The following is a 17,081-nucleotide window of genomic DNA, read 5'->3' on the forward strand; positions in this document are numbered from 1 at the left end:
ACCGATGACCACCAAAAAATACGAACTCACAGGCCTTGGCAACGCACTGGTCGACGTGCTGGCCCATGGCAGCGATGAATTTTTATCGGAATATGGAATCGTCAAAGGCGCAATGAACCTGATCGACGAGGAACGCGCCAAGGCCCTGTACGCCGCCATGGCGCCGGGGCGCGAGGTTTCGGGCGGGTCGGCCGGCAACACCATGGCCGGCTTCGCCTCGCTTGGCGGGCGCGGCGCCTTCATGGGCAAGGTCGCGGACGACCAGCTTGGGCGCATTTTCGCCCACGACCTGCGCGCGGGCGGCACCGAATTTTTCTGCAATCCGCTCAAGGGCGGGCCTGAAACCGGCCGCTGCCTGATCGTCATCACCCCGGACGCCCAGCGTTCGATGAACACCTATCTGGGCGCAGGCGTCGAGTTTTCCGAGGCCGACGTCGACGAAAACGTCATCGCCGACAGCAAGATCATCTACCTCGAAGGCTATCTGTTTGACCGCGATACCGCCAAATCCGCCTATCGCAAGGCCAGCCGCGTCGCGCATGAGCGCGGCGCCGACGTCGCCCTGACCCTGTCCGACAGTTTCTGCGTCGAACGCCACCGCGCCGATTTTCAGCGTCTGATCGAAAACGACGTCGACATCCTATTCGCGAACGAGGCGGAAATCCTCGCGCTGTATCAATCCACCTCGCTCGACCACGCGCTGGAATCCGTGCGTCCGCATTGCCGGGTGATTGCGGTAACCCGTTCAGAAAAAGGCTGCGTCATCCTGAACGGCGGCGAAACGCTGGAGATCCCGGCCTTCCCGGTCGATCGCGTTATCGACACCACCGGCGCGGGCGACCAGTTCGCGGCAGGCTTTTTGTTCGGCCTCGCGCGCGGGCGCGACCTGTATCATTGCGGCCAGCTCGGCTGCCTTGCCGCGTCCGAGGTCATCGCCCATGTCGGTCCCCGCCCCGAAACCCCGCTGGCCGAACTGGCCGCGCGCATGTTGCCGCAGGCGGCCTGATGCTGCGGGCGATAGCCCTTATCCTGTTTGTCGCGCTGTTTGCGCCGTTTGCGGCTCACGCAGACGACAATGCAGGCAATCACGCCATCGCCATGCACGGCCAGCCGAAATATTCCGCCGCCGCCACGCATCTCGATTACGCCAATCCCGACGCGCCCAAGGGCGGCACCTTGACCCAGTCCGTCGCGGGCACGTTCGATACGCTCAACCCCTTTACCCTCAAGGGCAAACCGGCGCAGGGGCTGGATTACGTCTATGACCGGCTGGCCGCCCGCGTCTGGGATGAACCCTTCACACTCTATGGCCTGATCGCGCAAAAAATCATCGTGCCCGACGACCGGTCCGCGATCACCTTTGTCCTCGACCCGCGCGCGAAATTCACCGACGGCACCCAGATCACGGCCGGGGACGTCAAATTCTCTTTCGACATGCTCAAGCAATACGGCCGCCCGAACATGCGCCGCGTCTATGGGCTGGTCGATAAAGTAACCGTAAAAGGCCCGCGCGAGATCCGTTTCGATCTCGGCCCCGGACGCGACCGTGAAACCGTGATGATTCTGGCGATGATGCCGGTCCTTCCCGAACACGACTGGAAAGGGCGCGATTTCAACGCCACCACGTTCCGCATCCCCGTCGGCTCCGGCCCGTATCGCATTCTCAACGTCGTGCCGGGCCGGAAAATCGAATACGAACGCGTGCGCGACGACTGGGCCGCGCGCAACATCACCCGCGTCGGCCACAATAATTTCGACCGGCTGGTCTATGACTATTACCGCGACGACGGCGTCGCGCTTGAGGCGTTCAAGGCCCACGATGTCGACGTGCGCCGCGAATTCGACACGGCCAGATGGCAAACCGCATACAAGGACGTGCCCAAAGGCATCGTGCTTGAAGAAACACCCCACGGCCGCCCCGAATGGGTGCGCGGCTTCATTTTCAACCTGCGCCGCAAGCCGTTCGACGACATCCGCGTGCGCGAGGCATTGCAACTGGCCTTCGATGCCGATTTCGTCAATGAAACGCTGTATCGCGGCGCGGCCAGACGCATTACCAGCATCTTCCCCAACACCGACCTTGCGGGCGCGAAACCTTCGCCGCCGGAATCGCGGCGCGAGCGCCTCAAACGCGCCGACGCGCTGCTCGACGCTGCGGGCTGGACGGTAAAAAAGGGCCGCCGGGAAAAGGACGGCAAACCTTTGACCTTCCAGATATTGCTGGCATCGGCGCAGGATGAGAAAACCGCCCTCGCCCTGACTTCCGGCCTGCGCAAACTGGGCGTCGACGCCCGCGTGCGCACGCTGGACGCCGCGCAATTCGCGGGCGCGCTGGCCAATTTCGATTATGACGTGGTGCTGCATTACTGGATCAACACGCTCTCCCCCGGCAGCGAACAGATGATCTATTGGTCCTGCGATGCCGCCAAAAACGAAGGCTCGAAAAACTTTTCCGGTGTCTGCGATCCCGCGATCGACCACGACGCCGCCGCCGTGGCCGCCGCGCTTACACGCGCGGATCTGGTCAAATCCGCCCGCGCGCTGGACCGCGACGTCATGGCCGCGCGCCTGTTCATCCCGCTTTTCACCATCGGCAAGGACGATTGGGCCTATTGGCCCGACCTGCACCACCCGGCCCAAACCCCGCTTTACGGTCAGGTGCTCGAAACATGGTGGAAACAGTAATAGCGCACCAGTTGTCAGAACCCCGCCGGATTGCTACAGTCACCCCTCGAAAACAATCGCGATTGAAAGTATTGCGCCATGAAACGTCTGCTGCTTCCGGCCCTGACCGTCATCCTGCTTGCGGGTTGCGCGCCGGCATCTTCCACCACCAGCACCGCCGGCGGATGGAGCAAAGCCACTCTGGCCGAACAAAAGGCCGTGCGCGAACGCGCCGATTACTGGCAACGTGCCGACTCCGTTTCGGCCCAGTACCTGACCGGCCCCAAGGCGCAACAACAACTGAACATGGACCTTGCCGCCTGCGTCGCCGAAGTGCGTGAACTGGTGCGTCTGGGTTCGATCCGCAAGGCCGAACCGCCATCGACCATCGCCATGTCGAACGGGATGCGCGCGGGCTGGGTTTCGCCCACCCGCGACGGCCCGCTTCATACCGAATACACCGATTTTCAGGATTTCGACGGCTGCATGAAATCCAAGGGCTGGGATCGCGTCGACTACGTGAAACCCGTGACGGCCAAGGCCGCCGCAGCCAATTTCGTCGACACGATTCTGGGCCACCCTTACGGCTGGGACGCAAGCCAGCAAAGCTATGACAGCACACAGAACGACAATTTCAACCACTAGGAAACGCATCTGAAATGAAGTTCTTTGTCGATACGGGCGATATCGCCGAAATCCGCGAGCTGGCAGCAACCGGCATGCTCGACGGCGTTACCACCAATCCCTCGCTGATCATGAAGGCGGGCAAACCCTTCCTGCCGCTGATCGAGGAGATATGCGGCGTCGTCGACGGCCCCGTTTCGGCCGAGGTCGCATCGACCGACTTTGAAACCATGCTCAAGGAAGGCCGCAAACTCGCCGCCATCGCCAAGAACGTCGCGGTCAAGGTGCCGCTGACCGAGGCCGGGTTGAAAGTCTGCAAAATCCTTTCCGGCGACGGCGTGATGGTCAACGTCACCTTGTGCTTTTCCGGCGTGCAGGCCCTGCTGGCCGCCAAGGCGGGCGCGGCCTTCATCTCGCCCTTCGTCGGGCGCCTTGACGATATCGGACAGGACGGGATGCTGCTGATCGCCGACATCCGCCAGATCTACGACAACTACCCCGATTTCAGGACAGAAATTCTCGCGGCCTCCATCCGCCATCCGCAACATGTCTTGATGGCCGCAAAAATGGGTGCCGACGTTTCGACCATTCCACCCGCGATCATCCGCCAGCTTTACAAACACCCGCTGACCGACAAGGGACTGGCGGGCTTTGTCGAGGACTGGAAAAAAACCGGCCAGACGATCCTTTAAACGCGTCACAGTTTTTTCTGGACAGGCCCGCACTTTTTACGGCAAACAACCGGGCATGACTGTGTTTAAATCCCTGCGCCGCGCGTTTGCGCCGCTTGCTTTCCTGACCGCCACTTTTACCGCCGCGCCTGCATCTGCCGCCTGCCAAAGCCCGGATGGACGCTATTGCGTTCCGTCGCCCGCCAACCTTGCCTTCAACACCGCAGCGGCTCAGGCCGGCGACGTCATCATCGACCCCCATGCGCACCGCCTGTATCTGGTGATCGGTCCCGGCCGCGTGCGCGCCTATGCCATCGCCGTGGGGCGGCAGGGCGACCGGATGCCCGCGGGCGATTACCGTATCTACCGCAAGGCCGACTGGCCGGACTGGTACCCGACCGAGGAAATGCGCATAAAACAAAACCTGCCCGAAAAAATCGCGGGCGGACCGGGCAACCCGCTCGGCGCGGTTGCGATGTATCTGCAAACGCTGGCCGGCAAGGACGACCTTTACCGCATCCATGGCACCAACGACCCGTCCTCGATCGGTAAATCCGTGTCGCATGGCTGCATCCGGATGCTTAATCAAGACGCGGTAGAACTCTCCACCCTTGTCCCCGTCGGCATCAGCATCGTGCACGTGCGTGGACAAACACAACAGCGCATGCCCGGCCTCTATTACGGCCCCACGGGAATGCGCTAATCCTTCTTCTTGGCCATGCGCGGGTCCGGCCCGTCATCATCCAGCAGAATGCGGTGCGCCGCGCCTTCAAGATCGTCGTACTGCCCGGAACGTAAACTCCAGACAAAAACGCCGAGCCACAAAAACCCAAGCCCCAGCGCGATCGGTATCAGAAATAAAAGAATACTCATGCCCGCCACCTCAACCGGAAGGAATTGACAATCACCGCCACAGACGACGCCGACATCGCGATTGCCGCGACGAACGGCGTCACCAATCCCATAAACGCCAGCGGTATCGCGATCGCGTTATACAACCCCGCCAGCATGAAATTCTCCCACACCAGACGTTGCGCGCGCGCACCCGTGCGGTACGCGGTATACACCGGCGCGAACAAATCGCCCATGAACACGATATCCGATGCTTTCTGCGCCATGTCCAGCGCGCTGCCCGGCGCCATCGACACCTGCGCCCCGGCCAGCACCGGCGCGTCGTTCAGCCCATCGCCGACCATCAGCACGCGCCGCCCTTCATCGCGTAAACGCTCCAGCAACGCGTATTTTCCGGGTGGCGTCATCTCGGCATAAACCTCGGTGATGCCGCAGGCCTGTGCCACCGCTTGCGCGGGGGCATCCCGATCCCCCGTCGCCATGACGATGCGGATGCCCGCTGCGCGGAATTTATCCAAAACCGCGCCCGCATCGTCGCGCAGCCGGTCTTCCAGCGCAAGACGCACAGGCGCGCGCCCTTCTTGTGCCAGCCAGACTTCGGGACCGTCCCCCGTCGGTGCCTGCGCGTCCCCGCACCACGCCCGGCTGCCCAGTCGCACCGCGTGTGCGCCGACGCGACCAGACACGCCTTGCCCCGGGTGCTCCTGCACCTCGGCAACATCGACAAGCGCGCCAGCGTAGGCCGCTGCGATCGCGCGTGAAAACGGGTGGCGGCTGTGCGCGGCCAGCGACGCCGCCACTTGCAGGTCGTTTTCGGCATATGCCCCCGCCAGCGCCGGACGCCCAAGCGTCAGCGTGCCCGTCTTGTCCAGCATCAACGTGTCGATGCTTGCGATCCGCTCCAGCGCATCGCCCGATTTCACCAGAATCCCGCCCCGAAACAATTGCCCCGTCGCGATCACCTGTACCACCGGCACGGCCAGCCCCAGCGCGCAAGGACAGGTGATGATCAGCACCGTGACCGCGATCATCAACGCATCCTGCCACGCCATGCCCCCGATGAAAAACCACCCGGCAAAGGCCAGCGCCGCCAGCGTATGCACCACCGGCGTATAGGCGCGTGCCACCCGGTCGGCCAGCCGCACATATCGTGCCTGCCCCTGCCCCGCCTGCTCCATCAATCGCGCGATGTCGGAAAGCAGCGTGTCCTGCGCCCGCCGCGTCACCCGCACGGTAACGGGCGCGGATATGTTGAGCGTGCCCGCATACACCGCATCGCCGGCACCCCCCGCGCGCGGCGTGCTTTCGCCGGTAATCAGCGCGGTGTCGATGCTGGTTTCGCCGCTTTCGATTTCACCGTCGACCGGAAATTTCTCGCCCGCCGCGACCCGCACGCGCATGCCTTCGACGACGCTGGCGGCGGGAATGCGGCGGATGCGCTCGCCCTCCACCACGCCCGCAAAACCGCTGAGCGCGTCCAAAAGGTTAAGCGCGCTTGCCCGCGCCTGGCGTCGTGCGCGCAAATCGAAATACCGCCCGATCAGCAAAAAGAACATCAGCATGGTCGCGGAATCGAAATACGTGTGCGTTCCGCCACGCAGCGCGGCGAATAAACTCATCCCCGTGACCAGCGCAAGCCCGATGCTGATCGGCACGTCCATGTTGGTGCGCCCGGCGCGCAGGGCCTTGAGCGCGGAACGAAAGAAAGGCCGCCCCGAAAACAGTACGGCGGGCACGCCGATCGCCGCCGACAGCAATTCCATGAATCGCTGCGTCGCCACGCCCATGACCATCTCGCTGCTCGACCAAACGCTGACCGAAAAAAGCATGATGTTGCCCGCCGCGAACCCGGCGATGCCCATGCACAGAAGGATAAAACGTTCTTCCGCCCGCGCCGCGTCGTCGTCCGGCGCGGCGGATGCCGGGTGGACGTCATACCCAAGCCCGGTGACCGTGGCCGCGATGTCATTGGCCAGCGCCGCCGGCCCCTCCCACGAAACGGCAAGCCGATGCGTGGTGAAATTCAGCCGCGCCTTGGTGATGTAGGGAAGCTTGCTCAGACCCGTTTCGATGGTGCGGATGCACCCGGCGCAATGCACGCCATCAACGCCCAGCGACATGTCGTGATGCACGCCGTCATGCGTGCGCGCCACGGCCTCGAACGCCTCCGCGCCGGAAACCGGACCTACTGCGCCACGAAGCGGAAGCTCTTGCGGTATTCCTTGTTGTTCTTCCATCGGCCGTCCAGTTTCGCTTCCCAAAGCCCCTGCTGGGGCAGCGTCAGCCGCGCGGTGTAAACACCGCCGCCCGCAGACACCAGATCGACCATGAAATCGTTACCCTCCGCCACCGGACGGATGATCCGGGCGCTGACCGTGGCGTTTTCGATCGGCGTTCCGTCGGTTTCATGCAATTGCCAGCGCAGGACACCGCCGTCGAACGACGCGGTTTCGACGATCCGGGGCTGCGACCGCGCCTCGGCCAGCGTCTTGTTGAAGGCCAAACCGTCCTCATAGGAATGTTTGTCGACTTCCCCGGTATTGGTGTGGATCGCGTAATAGGCGAAAACCGCATTCACCGCGATGATCACCGCGAAGAAGGCGACGAACATCCACGGAATCCAGCGATCGATAGGTTTATGAGAAGCGGCTTCGGCCAACGTCATTCTCTTTCGGATACGAACATGCTGTCTTTATCGATCTGCAGCGTATGCGTTTGATCCTCAAGATGGAAGGTAATTTTACGTGCCGGCCCCGGCTTGACGTCCGAACTGACGGAAACGCGGAAATTCCCTACACTGTCTGCGGGAACGTTCAGGTGGTCGGCCCCTGCGCCCTCGGTCGCGTTGACCGAAATCTGCGCATTCTCAAGCCCGGATACGCCGATCGAGTACACGCGGTCCGCATGCGTTTTATTAAGGATCTTGATCTCGTACCCGTTACGGATTTCTCCGCTAGAAAGCTGGACAAACCTGGGGTTACGGTCATGCAGAACATGCAGGTCCAACGGGCTGCGCAAAACCAGCGCCGAAAGGATAAGCCCACACACAACCGCCAGAATAAGCGTGTAATACAGCGTGCGCATCCGCCACAGATGGAAACCCTTTGCCGGCTGGCCGGTGGCCGCCGCCGTGTCCATACTGTGCTGGGTGTCGTACCGGATCAGCCCGCGCGGCAAATTCATTTTGTCCATGATGTTGTCGCACGCGTCGATGCAAAGCCCGCAGGCGATACATTCCATCTGCAACCCGTTGCGGATGTCGATGCCCATCGGACACACCTGCACGCACTGGGTACAATCGATGCAATGCCCGCGCCCTTCCCAGCTGGCGCCTTTCTTAAAGCTGCCGCGCGGTTCGCCGCGCTTGGCGTCGTAACCGATGATCAACGTATCCTTGTCGAACATCGCCGATTGGAACCGGGCATAGGGGCACATATAGGTGCACACCTGCTCGCGCGCGAAACCCGCCATCAGATAAGTGCTGAAGGTCAGACCGAGAATAAAACCGAGGGTCGTCGTCGACACATCGAAATGCAGCATGTTCTGCACAAGCGTCGGCGCGTCGGTAAAATACAGCACGAAGGCGCCGCCGGTCATGAGGGCGATCAACAGCCAGATCAGGTGCGTAAGCCCTGTCTTGAAGATACGCTCAAACGTCCACGGCCCTTCCTGCAGACGCATGCGCGCGTTGCGGTCGCCCTGAATCTGCTTTTCGACCCAGATATACAGGTCGGTCCAAACGGTCTGCGGGCACAGATAACCGCACCACACCCGCCCGAACAGGCTGGTCACGAAGAATAGCGCGACCGCCGAAACGATCAGGATACCGGTCAGGATATACACTTCCTGCGGCCAGATCTCGATCCAGAACCAATAAGCGCGGCGATGCGGCATATCGATCAGGATCGCCTGACCGGGGGCGTTGGGCCCGCGGTCCCAGCGGACAAAAGGGGCCAGATAATAAAGACCAAGCAGCAAAGCCAACACCGCCCACTTCAGGCGCCGGAACCGGCCCCAGATGCTTTTGGGATAGACCTTCTGCTGCTTGGCGAAACTCTCTAACAAGACTCGATACTCGAATAAAGGTTACTGGGCTGCAGGCGCGTCCGCAGCCTGCCCGGCATCGGCTTCGCCGCCGCCAAGCTGGTGCACATAGATCGTCAGTTCCTTGATCGTTTCAGGATCAAGGCGCTCGCCCCATGCCGGCATCACGCCGCCGCGACCGTTATAGACGGTCTGGTAGATGGTCTGGCGATCGCCGCCATACAGCCAGATCTTGTCGGTCAGGTTGGCCGAACCCATATCGCGCATCCCCTTGCCGTCCGGCCCGTGGCACGCTGTGCAGTTCGCCTCGAACACGTCTTTGCCCTTGGCGTAGTCCGCTTCATGCGGCCCGCCGGACAGGGTCATAACGTAACCGACCACGGCTTCGATTTCCTCTTTTTGCAGGAGTCCATCCTTACCGAAGGCCGGCATCTGCGAAACGCGCGCATCCGGATCATTGGAACGAATCCCATGGGTGATCGTCTGCTGGATGTCGGCCAGCGTACCACCCCACAGCCAATCGTCGTCGTTCAGGTTGGGAAAGCCCGGCCCGCCCTCGGCACCCGTGCCGTGACACACCGCGCAATTCTGACGGAACGCCGAACCGCCGCCGGCGATCGCGAACTCATACAGCTTCTGGTTTTTCATGATGTCCTGAAGCGATGCGTTTTTGAATTCCGCCATATAGGCTTCCTGCCGCGCGGTGATCTGCTGTTGCGATTCCGCAAGCTCTTTGGCCTGGGTATACCCCTCGATGCCCTTGGTGGCACCGCCGGGAATCGGCCAGGACGGGAATACCACCCAGTAGCAGACTGCCCATACGCAGCAAACGATGAACACCCACACCCACCAACGTGGCAGCGGATTGTTCAGTTCCTTAAGACCGTCCCATTCGTGGCCAGTCGTTTCGACCCCTGTGGCATGGTCGATTTCTTTTTTATTGTGCATGTCGTTGCTCACCGTTCATTCTCCTCAAGCGGCAGCTTGGCCATTTTATCGTACTCATTGCGGGCGCCGGGCCGGAACGTCCAGATCACCACACCGCAAAAGATCGTGAAAAAGAAAAGTAGTCCGTATAAACCAATGTCGGCATTGGCGAAAAGGCGGCTCATTGCGCCCCCTTCTCGACGTCCTTGGTCGCGTTAAAATCGACCATGGTGCCCAACACCTGAAGATAGGCGACAAGAGCGTCCATCTCCGAGGTCAACTCAGGCTGACCGTCGAAATCACGCACGTTGACCTTGTCGCCATAACGCGATTGCAGACCGCTGGCATCGTCATGCCCGCTGCCTTGCGCTTGGGCATAGGCATCGTTCGTGGCGTTTTCGATCTCCGCATCCGTATACGGCACGCCGGTTATGCGCAGCGTTTTCAGGTGCGCCCCGATATCGTCCAGCTTTGCCGCACGCTTCATCAGGAAGGCATAGGTCGGCATGATCGATTCCGGAACAACGGCGCGCGGATCTTTCAGGTGCGCGACCTGCCAGTCGTCGGAATATTTACCGCCGACGCGGGCAAGATCCGGCCCGGTGCGTTTCGAACCCCATTGGAACGGATGGTCGTACATGCTTTCGGCCGCCAGTGAATAGTGGCCGTAACGCACGACTTCGTCCCGCAGCGGACGGATCTGCTGCGAATGGCAGTTATAGCACCCTTCGCGGATATAGATGTCGTACCCGGCAAGCTCCAGCGGCGTATAGGGACGCATCCCATCAACCGGCTCGATCACCGTCTGCATCCGGAACAAAGGAATGATCTCGACGATCCCGCCGACAAGGACGGTTACAAGAATCGCACCCAGAAGCAGCAGGGAATTGCGTTCAAGACTTTCGTGTTTATTAAACCAGCTCATGCTGCGATCCCTTGGATTTGAAGATTGTTTTCCTTGCCGCTGACGTCGCCGCGCACGGTACGCCAGAAGTTATAGACCATCACCAGCGCGCCGCTCAGGTACAGGACCCCGCCCAGCAAACGGATGATGTAGAAGGGTTTCATCGCCATCACGGTTTCGACGAAAGAATATTCGAGGAAGCCCATGGCGTTGTACGACCGCCACATCAGGCCCTGCATGATGCCGGAGACCCACATCGCGGTGATGTAGAACACGATGCCGATGCTCGCGACCCACAGGTGGACGCTGACCAGCTTGGTCGAATACAGGCGTTCACGCCCCCACAGCCGCGGCACGAGATAATACAGCGCGCCGAAGGTGATGAAGCCGACCCAGCCCAGTGCGCCCGAATGCACGTGCCCGATGGTCCAGTCGGTATAGTGTGAAAGCGAGTTGACCGTGCGGATGGACATCAGCGGCCCTTCAAAGGTGCTCATGCCGTAAAAGGCCAGCGCGACGATCATGAACTGCAAGACCGGGTCCTCGCGCAGCTTGTTCCATGCGCCCGACAGGGTCATGATCCCGTTGATCATACCGCCCCAGCTCGGCATCCACAGCATGATCGAGAAGGTCATGCCCAGCGCCTGCGCCCACATCGGCAACGCCGTGTAATGCAGGTGGTGCGGACCGGCCCAGATATAGATGAAGATCAGCGACCAGAAGTGCACGATCGACAGCCGGTAGGAATAAACCGGACGCCCCGCCTGTTTCGGCACGAAATAATACATCATGCCAAGGAAGCCGGCGGTCAGGAAGAAGCCGACAGCGTTGTGCCCGTACCACCACTGGGTCATCGCGCTTTGCACGCCCGCGAACACCGTATAGCTCTTGGTGCCGAGGAGGCTGACCGGAATGCTCAGGTTGTTGCCCAGGTGCAGCACCGCGACCGTGACGATGAAGGCCAGATAGAACCAGTTGGCCACGTACAAATGCGGCTCCTTCCGGTGCACGATGGTCATCATGTACTCAAGCAGATAGGCAACCCACACGACCGTAAGCCACAGATCGGTGTACCATTCCGGTTCGGCGTATTCCTTGCCCTGGGTGATACCCATGACATAGCCGCTGGCCGCCAGAACGATGAATATCTGGTAGCCCCAGAAAGTGAACTTGGCCAGCGCGTCGTTCCACAGCCGCACGCCACAGGTGCGCTGCACGACGTAATAGCTGGTCCCCAGCAGCGCGTTGCCGCCGAAGGCGAAGATCACCGCCGAGGTGTGCAACGGGCGCAGCCGCCCGAAATTCAGGTAAGGCTCGAAGTTCAGGTGCGGGAAGGCCAGCTGCGCCGCGATCAGGACCCCGACCGTAAAGCCGATGACCCCCCAGAAGATCGTCGCGACCGTGAACATTCGCACGATGTCGTAGTTGTAATCAGTAGTGTTGGTTGCTGTGTTGGATGTCATTTCTGCGTCCTGGTTAGAAAATCATCATGCCTGCAAGAATAAAAAGAAGAAGAGAACTCAACGCCATCGCCCCGCGGGTGATCCGGGCCATGGCAATAGGAAACCGCACCTGAAGCCCGCGCCCGCCAAGCCCCAGTATCATCAAGGCCGGCATGGTCCCGGCGGCAAAAGCCGCCATGCCCGCGCCCGCCGCCAACGGCGTCGGCGCGGCGGCAGCGGCCAGAAGCGCGCCCGTCACCATGCCGCACGGCATAAACCCCAAAATCACGCCCAGCATGTAACGCCCCGGCACATCCTGCCGCTTCACGAATCGTTGCCCCAGCGCGCTCACCTTCCCAAGCAGGGATTGCAGCGGCACCCGCGCCGACCACGGAAACATCGCGGCCATTTGCGGAAAGGCGGCAACCAGAAAGAATACGGCGGCGGCAAGCAGCATCGGCACGGTGACCAGAAGCCGCAGCGGCGAATAAATGAAAGCCAGCCCCAGTGTGGCGTTGAGCGCGACAGCCATCAGCGTATAGGTTGTCAAGCGCCCCAGATGATACGGCAACAGCAGCCCCGACCCGATCTTGCGAATCGACGGCCCATCGTGCGTCTGCGCCAGCACAAAGGGCGCGCACATCCCGACGCAGTGCGTGAATCCGCCAAACAGACCCGCCAGGAAAAGACTTCCTGCCAGCCCGTATTGCGTAGTGATCTGCGTGAGACATTGTCCGAACATGAAAAGGTCAAAATTTTAACGTACTCATTTTGGCGATATAAGGCATACAGGGAATTGACGAAAATCAAATACCTGACTTAACAAACAAATTTGTTTTCTACAGGAATTATCCCCCCGCGCATCTTGCATCGCACGACGCCATGGTATAGTGCCCATCCCGCAAGGTCCATCCCTAAACAACCGCGCATATATAACTGAGTAACGCACCCGATGTCGCTGGCCCGTCTGAAAACCCTGCTCGCCTCGCCACGCCTCCTGCATGTGGTCATGCCGGTGCTGATGGCCTATCTGATCGCGGGCACGGTGGCCCAGAAATATATCGGGCTTTACGACGCGACCCGGATTTTCTTTTCCTCGCCCCTGGTCTGGCTTGGTCCGTTACCGCTGCCCGGATTGCCCATATTGTTGGCAATCATCTTCTTAAACCTTACATTCAATCTTTTGTTTAAAAGCCCGTGGTCGTTGGAAAAATCAGGTGTCATCACCATCCATATCGGGGTCATGCTTTTACTGGTCGGCGGGCTGATGACCGCCCTGTTCAGTGTCGAAGGCTACGTCACCCTGCCCCCCGGCCAGATCCGCGCCACGATGACCGATTACCACGAACGCGACCTGCTGGTCACCGATGACCAGGGGCAGGTTTTATACGCCTTCGCGCATGACGACCTTAAGGGCGGCGAATCGCTGAATTTGTCCAACCTGCCCTTCAGCCTGAAAATCCTTGATGCCTGCCGCAACTGCGCGGTCGAAAAACGCACCGGCGACAGCGCGGGGTTCGAGGGCATGGCGGCCGCGATGCGGCTGGTCCCCGACCGCCCCCGCGCCTCGGACGAAGAAAACATCGCCGGCACGACCGTATACGTCGAACCGGCGGGGCAGAAATACATTTTAATCGAAGACCTGCCGAAAACACCGGAATTCAGGGCATCTGACGGAAAAACCTATCGCCTTGCCCTGCGCCGCCGCGAAAACCCGCTGCCTTTTTCCGTCACCCTGCTCGACTTTGAACGCGACCTGCATCCCGGCACCCAGCTTGCCCGCGCCTACCGCTCGCGCGTGCGCATTACGGACGGCAAGGCGCAATGGGAAAGCGACATCAGCATGAACCAGCCGCTGCGCTATCGCGGCTATACGCTTTACCAATCCTCATACCTTGAAACGCCGAACGGCGATGTTTCGGTGCTGGCTGTTGTCCGCAATGCGGGCCGCGCCTTCCCATACCTTTCCGGCATCACGGTCTGTGTCGGGCTGGTGTTGCATTTGATCATGCGCGCGCGCAAAAACAAAAAAACCGGGGCGGCGAATGCGTAAAATCCTCCTCACGCTCGCCATGCTGCTGACCGCCGTTCTACCCGCGCTCGCGTCGGCGGACACGCCCGCGCCTGCACTCGCGTCGGCGGACACGCCCGCGCCTGCACTCGCGTCGGCGGACACGCCCGTGCCCACGCTTGACCTGACCGCCTTCGGCAAAATCCCGGTGATGCACGACGGACGCATCAAACCGATGGATGCCTTTGCCGATTACTGGCGCGCCTATTTCGCCGGCACGCGCGACGGGGCCCTGCCATGGCTGGTGGATACGCTTTTCAATCCCGCGCGCGCATCCGCCCGTCCGGCGATCAAGGTCGCGAACCCCGACCTGCTTGCCCTGCTCGGCCTCGAACGCCGCGCCAGCCATCTTTACACCTATGCCGAACTCGCCGCCGCGATGGACGCGCACCGCGCCGTTTATCAGGCGGCGCAAAATATCGTCCCCGAACGCCGCACCCCCGCCCAGACGGAACTGCTGGCGCTGGGCGGCAAAGTTGCCGATCTCGCCGATCTGTTGGCCAGCCTGACGCTGTTCATGCCGATCTCGGTCGCGATGCCGGATTCCGTGACCCTGAAAGGGCCGGTCACCTATCTCGACGCCCTGCCCTTCCGCGAACCCGTGGAAAAGCAGGTCAAGGTGACGCTGCGCAAAAAGGGCGAGGACGTCAAACGCTACACCGACGCCGAACAGAAAAACGCGTGGTTTATTTTCACCCTCGACCGCATCCGCCGCGATGCGGGCGGCAGCACGGCCCTGCGCGTCATTCCGGTCGCGAACGATGCCTGGCGCACGCCGTGGGCGCTGTTGATCGACGGCAAAGGCGGGCCGCAGACGGTTACGCTTTTCGCCGACTGGCGCGCGCTGGTCCGGGCCTACGGCACGGGCGGCACGAAGGCATGGGACAGCACGATCAAGGATATCCGCACGCAAATGCGCCACCTTGACCCCGCGCGCATCGACCGCGCGACCCTTGCGCTTGAAAACGCCTATGTCACCTTCAACCCGTTTTTCATGGTCGCGGCACTTTACGCGCTCACCCTCGCGCTGATTGGATTCGCCGCGCTGTGGGAACGTCCATGGATCGCACGCGCCGCGCCGCTGGCGTTCCTTGCGGCTCTGGGGCTGCATGGGTTGGGCCTGTTGATGCGAATGCTGATCCTCGGCCGCCCGCCGGTCAGCACTCTGTACGAATCGGTGCTTTTCGTGGGGTTCGTCACCGGCGCCTATACGTTGTTCCAGTTTTGGCGCACGCGCCGCATGGGCTGGCTCGCGCTCGGCGCGGGGCTGGGCCTGTTCCTGCAACTCGTCGGCTTCGCGCACGATCAGGATGGCGACAACATGGTTTCCCTGACCGCCGTGCTCAACACCCATTTCTGGCTGGCGACCCATGTCCTGTGCATCACCGGCGGTTATGCGTTCTGCCTGCTGACCGCGATGCAGGCGCATGTCTCGCTGGCCGCAGAAGCGCTCCCCCGCCTGATAAAACTGCGCGAAGGCGCGTTCCGCACCCTGCACACCACCGCGCTGGTGGCGCTGGCCTTTTCCGCGGTCGGCACCGTGCTTGGCGGCATCTGGGCCGACCAGTCATGGGGCCGGTTCTGGGGCTGGGACCCAAAGGAAAACGGCGCGTTGCTGATCGTATTATGGCTGACATGGGTGCTGCACGGACGCATCGGCGCCACCATGGGAACACGGGCCTTTACCGCCGGTCTTGCCGCGCTGGGAATCGTGGTTGCATTGTCATGGTTTGGCGTTAACCTGTTGAACGTTGGCCTGCATTCATACGGGTTCACGGACTCCGCCGCGCGCACGCTGGTCGAGTTCATTGCGGGTGACACGGCGCTGATCGCCGCCCTGTGGTGGCGCGCCGCGAAAAAGGAAAAAGAAAAGGAAAGCGAGTCTGCATCATGCGTTTCAAACTGATCCTGATCGCCCTGGTCGTCACCGCCGCAATCGCCTTTTCGGTCTATGACCGCACACGCAAACCTGTTGTCGTCACACAGGCCGACACCACGCAAAGCACCGCCGCTGAAGGCGCTTCCCCAAAAACGGAACCAACGGAAACGGGAACAACGGAAGCCGCCGCGCCCGAGGCTGCACCAGTCAAGGACGACAAGACCCACCATGAAACCGACATCGACGCCACGACCAAACTGGTCGACGTGCCCGGCTTTTCCGTCGGCGACCTGACGGGGCGCCCTCGCGCGCTGGCCGATTACCGAGGCAAGACCATCATCCTGAATTTCTGGGCCAGCTGGTGTGCGCCCTGCCGCACCGAATTCCCCGACCTGCTCGAACTCGCGGCGCGGCACCCGGATGATCTGGTGCTGTTTGCGGTATCGACCGACACCGACAAGACCGCGGTCGACAAATTCCTCGACGGCCTGAAAGGCCAGGCCAAAGACGATGTAAAACTGCCCAACGTGGTCATCGCGCTGGACCCGCAACAGGCCATTTCCAAGGATTTGTTCCAGACCGTGTCCTTCCCCGAAACCTATATCGTCGACCCCGATTTCAAAATCCGCCGCAAGATCGTAGGCCCCGCCGACTGGACCGGCGACGACGTGTCGGCGATCCTGAATAAAATCGCGAAACCCGCGCCCGCCGCGCCACAACCCACGGCTTCGGACAAAACGCCGATTGCCAAACCCGCCCCCATTGCCAAACCCGCCCCCGCCGAGCCCGCGCCCGTAAAAGCCTCTGTAAAAACACAGGCACCCAAAACGGAAGCGGGAACGCAGGAAGCGCCAGCAAAAGCCGAAACTACAAAAGCTGAACCCGCCAAAACCGAGTCCAAAAAACCCGAAGCGGTGGAAAAGGTAATCGAAAAGGCGAAGGACGCGGCCACTAAAGCCGGCACATCCGCCACCGAAAAAATTACAACGCCCTAAGGCATCCC

At 61.3% G+C, this 17,081-nt stretch carries 17 protein-coding genes; 8 read left to right on the forward strand and 9 right to left on the reverse strand.

What is annotated here, in order from left to right:
- The first annotated feature begins 4 nt into the window (after window positions 1-4).
- The 5 genes from H6866_01070 (at window position 5) to H6866_01090 (ending at window position 4,662) form a co-directional block, all read left to right on the forward strand.
- On the forward strand, window positions 5-1,006 hold the full coding sequence (locus tag H6866_01070) for an adenosine kinase (GenBank protein USO07847.1): 1,002 nt from the start codon (window positions 5-7) through the stop codon (window positions 1,004-1,006).
- Window positions 1,006-2,685, forward strand: a complete 1,680-nt coding sequence (locus H6866_01075) for an ABC transporter substrate-binding protein (GenBank protein USO07848.1) — start codon at window positions 1,006-1,008, stop codon at window positions 2,683-2,685. The genes H6866_01070 and H6866_01075 overlap by 1 nt, the downstream gene beginning before the upstream one ends.
- A gap of 78 nt (window positions 2,686-2,763) precedes the next feature.
- A complete protein-coding gene (locus H6866_01080; protein ID USO07849.1) occupies window positions 2,764-3,309 on the forward strand; it encodes a hypothetical protein in 546 nt (181 codons plus the stop codon).
- A gap of 14 nt (window positions 3,310-3,323) precedes the next feature.
- Window positions 3,324-3,980 carry a fructose-6-phosphate aldolase gene (fsa, locus tag H6866_01085; GenBank protein ID USO07850.1) on the forward strand — a complete coding sequence of 219 codons (657 nt, stop codon included), beginning with the start codon at window positions 3,324-3,326 and terminating at the stop codon, window positions 3,978-3,980.
- A gap of 55 nt (window positions 3,981-4,035) precedes the next feature.
- Window positions 4,036-4,662 (forward strand): L,D-transpeptidase, encoded by a 627-nt coding sequence (locus H6866_01090; GenBank protein USO07851.1) that lies wholly within the window; start codon window positions 4,036-4,038, stop codon window positions 4,660-4,662.
- Here H6866_01090 and ccoS read toward each other — a convergent pair.
- Genes ccoS through H6866_01135 form a run of 9 tightly spaced genes read right to left on the reverse strand, consistent with a single transcriptional unit; the run spans window position 4,659 to window position 12,870 of the window.
- Window positions 4,659-4,832: a cbb3-type cytochrome oxidase assembly protein CcoS gene (gene ccoS, locus H6866_01095; GenBank protein USO07852.1), complete on the reverse strand. Its 174-nt coding sequence runs from the start codon at window positions 4,830-4,832 to the stop codon at window positions 4,659-4,661. The genes H6866_01090 and ccoS overlap by 4 nt on opposite strands.
- A complete protein-coding gene (cadA, locus tag H6866_01100; protein ID USO07853.1) occupies window positions 4,829-7,048 on the reverse strand; it encodes a cadmium-translocating P-type ATPase in 2,220 nt (739 codons plus the stop codon). Before cadA ends, ccoS begins: the two co-directional genes overlap by 4 nt.
- Complete coding sequence (locus tag H6866_01105) at window positions 6,997-7,476, reverse strand: FixH family protein (protein ID USO07854.1); 480 nt, start codon at window positions 7,474-7,476, stop codon at window positions 6,997-6,999. The genes cadA and H6866_01105 overlap by 52 nt, the downstream gene beginning before the upstream one ends.
- Complete coding sequence (gene ccoG / locus H6866_01110; GenBank protein ID USO07855.1) at window positions 7,473-8,876, reverse strand: cytochrome c oxidase accessory protein CcoG; 1,404 nt, start codon at window positions 8,874-8,876, stop codon at window positions 7,473-7,475. Before ccoG ends, H6866_01105 begins: the two co-directional genes overlap by 4 nt.
- A gap of 21 nt (window positions 8,877-8,897) precedes the next feature.
- Window positions 8,898-9,803: a cytochrome-c oxidase, cbb3-type subunit III gene (ccoP, locus tag H6866_01115; GenBank protein ID USO07856.1), complete on the reverse strand. Its 906-nt coding sequence runs from the start codon at window positions 9,801-9,803 to the stop codon at window positions 8,898-8,900.
- Between the two features lie 8 nt (window positions 9,804-9,811).
- Entirely contained in the window at window positions 9,812-9,967 is a 156-nt protein-coding gene (locus H6866_01120; protein ID USO07857.1) for a cbb3-type cytochrome c oxidase subunit 3, read from the reverse strand.
- Window positions 9,964-10,707 (reverse strand): cytochrome-c oxidase, cbb3-type subunit II, encoded by a 744-nt coding sequence (gene ccoO / locus H6866_01125; protein USO07858.1) that lies wholly within the window; start codon window positions 10,705-10,707, stop codon window positions 9,964-9,966. The genes H6866_01120 and ccoO overlap by 4 nt, the downstream gene beginning before the upstream one ends.
- Window positions 10,704-12,149 (reverse strand): cytochrome-c oxidase, cbb3-type subunit I, encoded by a 1,446-nt coding sequence (gene ccoN, locus H6866_01130; GenBank protein USO07859.1) that lies wholly within the window; start codon window positions 12,147-12,149, stop codon window positions 10,704-10,706. The genes ccoO and ccoN overlap by 4 nt, the downstream gene beginning before the upstream one ends.
- Window positions 12,150-12,162: 13 nt before the next feature.
- A complete protein-coding gene (locus H6866_01135; GenBank protein ID USO07860.1) occupies window positions 12,163-12,870 on the reverse strand; it encodes a sulfite exporter TauE/SafE family protein in 708 nt (235 codons plus the stop codon).
- A 210-nt stretch (window positions 12,871-13,080) separates the two neighbouring features.
- Here H6866_01135 and H6866_01140 point away from each other — a divergent pair, with 210 nt between their 5' ends.
- From H6866_01140 to H6866_01150, 3 genes are read left to right on the forward strand one after another with little or no spacing between them, the layout of a single operon-like run.
- Window positions 13,081-14,181: a cytochrome c biogenesis protein ResB gene (locus H6866_01140; GenBank protein ID USO07861.1), complete on the forward strand. Its 1,101-nt coding sequence runs from the start codon at window positions 13,081-13,083 to the stop codon at window positions 14,179-14,181.
- Entirely contained in the window at window positions 14,174-16,105 is a 1,932-nt protein-coding gene (gene ccsA, locus H6866_01145; GenBank protein USO07862.1) for a cytochrome c biogenesis protein CcsA, read from the forward strand. The genes H6866_01140 and ccsA overlap by 8 nt, the downstream gene beginning before the upstream one ends.
- The gene (locus tag H6866_01150; protein ID USO07863.1) at window positions 16,090-17,073 is read left to right on the forward strand and encodes a TlpA family protein disulfide reductase; all 984 of its coding nucleotides are present in this window, start codon (window positions 16,090-16,092) and stop codon (window positions 17,071-17,073) included. The genes ccsA and H6866_01150 overlap by 16 nt, the downstream gene beginning before the upstream one ends.
- Window positions 17,074-17,081: the final 8 nt, after the last annotated feature.

This window comes from Rhodospirillales bacterium (assembly GCA_023898805.1).
Classification (GTDB): Bacteria; Pseudomonadota; Alphaproteobacteria; order Micavibrionales; family UBA1664; genus UBA6145.